The sequence below is a fragment of the Microvirga sp. M2 genome (assembly GCF_047497095.1).
Taxonomy (GTDB): Bacteria; Pseudomonadota; Alphaproteobacteria; order Rhizobiales; family Beijerinckiaceae; genus Microvirga.
The window spans coordinates 1,982,948-1,990,000 of the sequence record NZ_CP134063.1; the positions used below are offsets into that span (position 1 = coordinate 1,982,948).

Sequence of the window (7,053 nt, forward strand, 5' to 3'; positions counted from 1 at the left end):
AGGTCCTCCGGCCGCATCACGCGGCCGGCGTGGAGCGACCGCCGTCCAGGCCCTCCGCCAGACCGGCGAAGCGCCCGCGGCGCTTCATCAGCTCCGCATAGGTGCCGCTTTCGACGATGCGGCCTTCATGCAGCACGAGGATGCGGCTGGCATAGCGGATCGTGCTCAGACGATGGGCCACGATGATCCGGGTCGCCGGCATGCTCATCACCGTCTGCATGGCGCGGGCCTGGGTGGCGTTGTCCAGAGCGCTCGTCGCTTCGTCCAGAACCATGATCGGCGGCTTGTGCAGGAACGCCCGCGCCAGGGCGAGGCGCTGCACCTGGCCGCCCGAGAGGGTGCGGCTCGCATCCGGCAGAACTGTATGGATTCCCATCGGCATGGCGGCGACATCCTCGTCCATGGCGGCGGCCTTCAGGGCCTTCCAGATGTCGTCCGGGTCCGCGTCGGTGGTTCCTCTCACGATGTCCATGATCGAACCGGGCGGGAGCTTCTCGTCCTGCAGAACGGCGCCGATCTGGCGGCGAAGGGCGGTCGGGTGAAGGGAGCGGATGTCCTGGCCGTCGATATAGATCGCTCCGGAGGTCGGCTTCTCGAGCCCGAGCAGCAGCCGCACGAGGGTGGACTTGCCGCTGCCCGACGATCCCACGACGGCGATCGCCTCGCCCGGCGCGGCGCGGAATGAAATGCCGTTCAGGACATTGGCGTTCTCGTCGTACCGGAAGCCGACGGACGAGAACTCGATCTCGCCCGTGAGAGAGCCCGGATCGGACAGCCCCGTCAGGCGCTCGGGAAGGGTCTCCAGGAGCGGCTTCGCGAACGTCCAGCTGGGCTTGAGCATCCAGACGGACAGGATGCTGCGCAGGAACTGCCCCACCGAGGCGAACATGATCGTGAAGGCGGTGACGACGGCGATCACGGATGCGATGGGCAGGCCCGCGCTTCCATCCTTGCTGACGGCAAGCGTGTGAATGAGCGCGAACAGCGCGGCGCTGCCGAAGACCGGGTAGGCCGCGAGCCAGCTCTCATAGACGTTCATCACCCGCCGCGCCTTGACGAGGCGGTTCCGCATCGCCGCGAAGCGATCCGCCCAGCGAAGGACCGCGCGTTCCTCCGCGGCGCCGCTGCGCAGTTTGACGATGCCGTTCACCATCTGCACCATGTGGCTGTCGGCCGCGCCCATCAGCTGCTCGCCCGTGAGATAGGCGCGGGCCTGCAGCCAGCCCGCGAGGAGGCCGATCGCGACGTGCACCGTCACGAGGCCGGCCGCCAGGGCCGCCAGCAGCGGGCTGTTCCACGCGATGGTGGCGAGGCTCGACAGGACCATGCCGAGGGTGCTGCCGGTCGAATAGAGGAGCTGGCGCAGGCCCGCGACGGTGGAAACGCTCGATCCGACCCGGGCGGCCGTCATGGCGCTGGGCTGTTTGCGCAGCTCCGCGAGAGGCAGGGCGACGATCCTGCTCCAGGTCGCGTCGAAGATCGCGCCGTCGCCGCGCGTCATCAGCCGCTGGCGGGCCGTCTCGCCGGCAAGATGAACCAGGAAGCCCGCGACCCCGACCAGGATGATGACGATGCCGAGCTGAGCCAGGCTGTCCCGCATGGCGGCCGGCACCAGGATGCCGAAAACGAGCGCGGTCATCATCGGCAGGAGCTGGCCGATCAGGCTGCCGATCACGGTCGCGGCCAGGAAGGCCAGGGTATCCGGTCCGCCCTTGCGCAGGCTCGCGATGAGCAGTTCGACCAGGCCGATCTTTACCGGATGCGGCAGGAACGGCATCTGCGCGAGGGGCTCGATCTGGTCCGCGACTTCGCCCGAGACGATGCGGCGCGCTCCGGTTCGATCCACTTCCTCATAGCGGCCGCGGCGCCAGATCAGGGCGACAGGATCGCCGTTCCGGCGCCGGGCCAGGAGCGGCTTCATCTCAAAGCGCCACCATTCCTCGTCCAGCGCAACGGATTGCAGCAGAATGCCGGAGGCACGGCAAATCTCCTCGGCGGTCGGGAGGCGGTCCATCTGGGCCCTGCGCGCCTTGGCCGGGCGCTGGATGCGGGTGCCGAGTTCCTTTCCCAGAATGCGCAGCACATCCATCAGGCCGTGGTCGTGCGTTTCCTGTTTTTGCGGAATCGTGTTGTGCAGGATCTCGGCGAAACGCTCCGCGGTCTGCTGCCGGTCGTGGTCCTCGGCCTGCTCGCGGCTCTGGATGCGGTTGAACTCATCCGCTTCGGCAAAGCCGCGCACCATCGGAAGCAGTTCGGTCGAGGCGGCGTTGAAGCTGTCGAGAGCCGTCGGCCAATCCTCCCGCTCGAGACCGCCCGACCAGGAGAGAACGGAGACCTCGCCCCCCTGATCGAGCGTCACCCATGCGCCCATGGGCAGGGGGATCAGTCCCTGCACGGGTTCGACCCCGAACAGAAGACCGCCTTCCGCGGGCAGGTCGATCCAGACGACGCCGCTGCCGCATCCGATCACGGCCTTGGGAGGAAGGGGGAGCGGGCCGGGGAGCGCGTCCGAGAAGGCGACGTCGAGGCGCGGCTTCGGCTCGATGCCGTGGCCGATGCCCGCCGCCAGGGCGGCGAGCCAGGCGGCGGCTCCGGCCGCGAAGGCGTCGAGGGGGCGATCGGTCCGCCAGTCCTCGCCGGGAAGACGGTAGATCCGGGCGTCGGCGCTCGGGACGGCGAGCAGCGTTTCGTCTCCGAGCAGGCTGGGATCGGAGCCGAACAGAAGACCGCCCCGCCCGATGCGGCCGAGCGGATGACGGGCGGACCTATGGCCGGGCCGCACGGCGTAAAGGTCGACCTCGCCTTCCACGACGGCATGGCAGGTGCCGGGCGTGTCGAGAAGGATCGAACTCGTCCGGATCAGGGAGGGCAGCTCTTCGTCCCGTTCGTGCGCGAGCGTATCCATGCCTATTCCTCGCGCATGAGGGTCTGGAAGGGGCCGGGCGCGGCCAGCAGATCCCGCGGTCTGCCGTCCTGCACGATGATGCCGTCCTCCATGACGACGACCCGGTCGCAGTCGCGGATGGCGGAGTAACGATGAGCGATGACGATGACGGTCGCGCCGAGGCCGCGCAGATTGGCCAGGAGCCGGGATTCCGTTTCGCCGTCGAGAGCGGCGGTCGCTTCGTCGAGGATCAGGATGCGCGGGTCGCGGACGAGGGCGCGGGCGATTTCGAGACGTGCGCGCTGGCCGCCGGACAGGTCGGTTCCGCCTTCCGCGACCGCCGCTCCATAGCCACCCGGCCGGCTCAGGATCACGTCATGGATCAGGGCCGTCTTGGCGGCGGCGACGATCCGCTCGTCCGGAAGGCTGTGGTCCCAGAGGCCGATATTCTCGCGCATCGTGCCTTCGAAGATCGAAGCGCGCTGGTCCACATAGGCGAGGGCCTGGCGCAGCCGCTCGCGGGGGATCGAGGCGAGGGGCTCGCCGTCGACGAGGATCTCTCCCGAGACCGGCGTGTGAATCCGGGCGACGAGCCCCGCGAGGGTCGATTTGCCCGATCCGGAACGCCCGACGATCCCGAGCTTCTCGCCCGGTTCCAGCACCAGGTTTACGTCTTGGATCAGCGGCGGCGTGCTCGGGCTGTAACTGAAATTGAGGTCACGGATTTCGACCTTGCCGATCAGGCGGCCCGGGACTTTCGGAGACGCCGTCTCCCGGAACTCGAACTCGGGAGCCGGGGGATGCTGGAGCGTATCGTCCAGCATCCGCAGATAGGCCTGCCCATCCTGGATGCGGGCGCCCAACTGGACCAGTTGCGACATGGGGGCGAGAAACCCGGCCATCAGGGCCTGGAAGGCGATGAGCATGCCCAGGGTCATTTCGCCCCTGATCACCAGGTCGCCGCCGATCACCAGGACGAGGCCGCCCGTGACCGTCGCCGTGAGCCCGGGCACCGCATTGAGCCGCAGCTGCATCCCCGCGAGGCGCTGGCGGAGATTCTGCATCCGCGCATGCATGGCGACGAGCCGCTCGCGAAACAGGTCTTCCATGCCGGTCGCCTTGTAGGACTCGATCATCTGCAGGCCCTGCTTGGCAAAGCCGGTCTGCGCCGTCGTCGCCACCAGAAGCCGGCGGTTGTCGTCGGCAAGGGCGCGGGACGACCAGGCAAGAAGCGCGAGGTTGATCGAAGCGCAGGCCACGACGATGAGACACAGCGTCGGGGCATAGAGCAGCATCGCGGCCAGATAGGCCGTCGCGGTCAGGAGATTGAAGGCGGCATAGCCCACTTCGCCGGCGACGAGCTGCGCCACGCGGTCGTTCAGCATGACGCGGCTCGCGACTTCGCCCGGGTGGCGCTGCGCGTAGTAGGAGAGGGGGAGGCGGACGATGTGCTCCACGAAGCGGAGCGCGCCGGCGAGCGCAAGCCGGGTTTCGAGGCGCAGGAGCGCTTCCCGCTGCAGGAAGGTGAGAAACGCCGTCAGAAGCCCGCAGATGCCCATGCCGGCGACAAGCGGCAGCAGCCAGTCCGTGAACTGGTTCACCAGGATCTGGTCGACGAAAACCTGCGTGAAGACAGGCACCAGAAGTCCGGGGATCACCAGCGCGAGGGACATCAGGAGAATGAACGCGAAGGCGTCCCGGCTGCCCTGCAGGCGATCCGCCAGACCGCGCAGAAGCGACGGCGGCCGACCGCTCCGTTCGAAGGCCGGTCCCGGTCGAAGGCCCAGCACGATTCCGGTGAAGTTGCGGTCGAACTCCGCGTCCGAGACCTGGCGCGGCCCCTGCGCGGGATCGTTCAGGTAGACTGTCCCGCGTCCGAATCCTTCGACCACGAGGAAGTGGTTCATCCCCCAATGCACGATGACCGGGAGAGGCATGGCGCGCAGATGATGGGGCTCGGCCCGGCTGGCTTCCACCTCGAGGCCCATCGCGCGGGCCGCCCGCACGATGGCTTTCGCCGAACTGCCGTCACGCGAGACGTTGCAGGCGAGCCGCAATTCCTCGAGGGTCACCCAGCGGCCGAAATGCCCCAGAACGATCCCGAGCGCGGCGGCTCCGCATTCGGCCGCCTCGACCTGGAGAACCGTCGGTGTCCGCTTTCGAAGGAAACGGGAAGGCATCGTTCATTCGCCTTCCGGGCCGGTCGCATCCGCGTCGACATATTGCAGGGCCGGAACGGCCATGGCGAGCAGGGAGGTCGACCGGACGGTGACGCGGACCTGGGCGAGCGTTCCGCTGTCGATGGGAGGGGAGGTGCCGAGTTGCGAGGACCAGAGAGGCCTGCCCTCGTTCCGGGGATCGCTGTCGAGCACGATGGTCACCTCGAACGGCGCGCCGAGATCGTGCAGGAAGGTTTGGACGAGCCTGTCGTTCTGCAGCGTGCGCATCATTCCCGCGCTGCTCGCCGGCACCTCGCTGACCTGAGCGACATGGCCGATCACGAAGCCGTGCTCCTCCCGCCGAGTGGTCGCGGGCGAGACTTCGACCGCCATCCCTTTCCGGATCTTCTTGCCGTCGCTCGCCGAGACATAGGCGACCACGAAAGGGAGTTTCGAGGCCGTGCGCTCGGGCTTGCGCTCGAGAGCCACGACGGCCGTGCCGGGCTGGACGACCTGGCCGACATTGACCTTGGTCTCGACCACGCGTCCCGCGAAGGGCGAGCGGACGGCGCCCATCCGGGCCAGTTGCTGCTCGATGGTCGCGACGCTTCTCCTCGCCTCGGCGACCCGGCGATCCGCTTCGAGGCGGGCGCGCTCGTCCTCCGTTTCCTTGATCGCCGCCTCGGACGCCATGGCGACGCGCTCGTCTTCGGCTTCCGCGATCTGGCTGTTCATGATCAGGATATCCTGATCGATGGACATCAGGCGCTCGCGCACGACGGTGCCGTTCTCCACGAGGCGATAGAGGCCGGCCCTCTGGTCGACCAGCGTGTCGCGCCGTTCCTTCACGGCCGAGATGCGGTTGGTCAGCGACGTTTCCCGCGCGCTGCGCCGCGTCTGACGGTTCTTCGCGTCCCGTTGCTGGAACAGGATCAGATCGGTGCGGAATTTCTCCGCATCGACCAATTCGCTCCGGGCGACCGAGAGTTTGAGGTCGAGTTCCGGCTGATTGATATGCGCAACCACCGTATCGGGCTCGATCGCATCGCCGGGCGCGACGTCGATGGCGCGCACCTGCCCGCCCGCATCGGCCACGACGTCGATCATTCCGCCGGGGGCGAGCAGGATGCCCTGGCCGTTGACCGAGACAGGCACCCGGAAGAGGGCGCTCCAGACGATGGCGGCGATCAGGAGTGCGACGATGAAAAGCCCTGCGCCCCACATTCGGGGGCGCATGACCTTCAGGGCGTCCTTGTAAACGTGAGAGGCTGCCATGGAAGCCACGGCAGTTGGGCGAAAGAGCTGAGTCACCTGCTAAAACCTTGCATCCGCCCGTCGTCCTGCGGGTCCCGGCCGGGGCTTGCGCAGGGAGGCCCTAGAGCATCGGACGCAAAAGTGGGAACCGGTTTTGCGTGAAAAGATGCTCAAAAGCATCAACTGACAGCATCGGATGTGGGTCCGATGTCACGTCCGATGCTCCAGGATCCTCAACGCATGTTGCCGATGATGCTGCTGCGGCTGTCCTGCATCTTCTTGATGAAGTTGGTCATGACGTCGAAGGCTTCGTTGCGCTTGTTCGTCATCGATTGCAGGCGCAGCATGTCCATCTGCTGGCTGTTGGAGGCGCTGTCGATCAGGGACTTCGCATTCGCGATCGAATCGGTGAGTTCCGCCTTGCTGATCTGACCGTCCTGAAGCATCTCGCCGATCTTCAGCGCGCCGGCGTCGGCATGGTTCAGGCTCGTCAGGGCGTCGCCCAGCGACATCTCCTTGTCGCCGACATGCACCATGGTGCTGGCCGAAATCTTGTCGTCGGGCTTGGCGTCGCTGGGGAACAGGGCCGCGAACTGGTTGAGCGTGGAGAGGTCGTTGTTGAGCGACGCAACCAGCGTGTTGCGGGCCTGGACTTCCGCGATCTGACCCTTGAGCTGGGCGTCCAGAAGGGTGACGCGCTGCTGCTGGACGGCCATCAGGGCCGTCTCGATATCCATGCTGCCGAGATCGATGGGG

4 protein-coding genes (1 of these 4 running past the window's edge) are annotated in these 7,053 nt (G+C 67.2%); all 4 read right to left on the bottom strand.

Going from position 1 to position 7,053, the window contains the following annotated elements; translation table 11 throughout:
* Positions 1-16: 16 nt before the first annotated feature.
* On the bottom strand, positions 17-2,905 hold the full coding sequence (locus RE429_RS09405; RefSeq protein ID WP_414474015.1) for an ATP-binding cassette domain-containing protein: 2,889 nt from the start codon (positions 2,903-2,905) through the stop codon (positions 17-19).
* A gap of 2 nt (positions 2,906-2,907) precedes the next feature.
* On the bottom strand, positions 2,908-5,064 hold the full coding sequence (locus tag RE429_RS09410; protein ID WP_414474016.1) for an NHLP family bacteriocin export ABC transporter peptidase/permease/ATPase subunit: 2,157 nt from the start codon (positions 5,062-5,064) through the stop codon (positions 2,908-2,910).
* Between the two features lie 3 nt (positions 5,065-5,067).
* Positions 5,068-6,318 carry an NHLP bacteriocin system secretion protein gene (locus tag RE429_RS09415; RefSeq protein WP_414474017.1) on the bottom strand — a complete coding sequence of 417 codons (1,251 nt, stop codon included), beginning with the start codon at positions 6,316-6,318 and terminating at the stop codon, positions 5,068-5,070.
* A gap of 212 nt (positions 6,319-6,530) precedes the next feature.
* Positions 6,531-7,053 carry the 3' portion of a hypothetical protein gene (locus RE429_RS09420; RefSeq protein WP_414474018.1) on the bottom strand. The gene runs 92 nt beyond the window's last position, so 523 of the gene's 615 nt are visible here — the last part of the coding sequence; the start codon falls outside the window, past its right edge; its stop codon occupies positions 6,531-6,533.

Coding starts and splice junctions, on each gene's coding strand:
- RE429_RS09405 (WP_414474015.1), bottom strand. CDS start 2,905: ATGGATACGCTCGCGCACGAACGGGACGAAGAGCTGCCCTCCCTGATC.
- RE429_RS09410 (WP_414474016.1), bottom strand. CDS start 5,064: ATGCCTTCCCGTTTCCTTCGAAAGCGGACACCGACGGTTCTCCAGGTC.
- RE429_RS09415 (WP_414474017.1), bottom strand. CDS start 6,318: ATGGCAGCCTCTCACGTTTACAAGGACGCCCTGAAGGTCATGCGCCCC.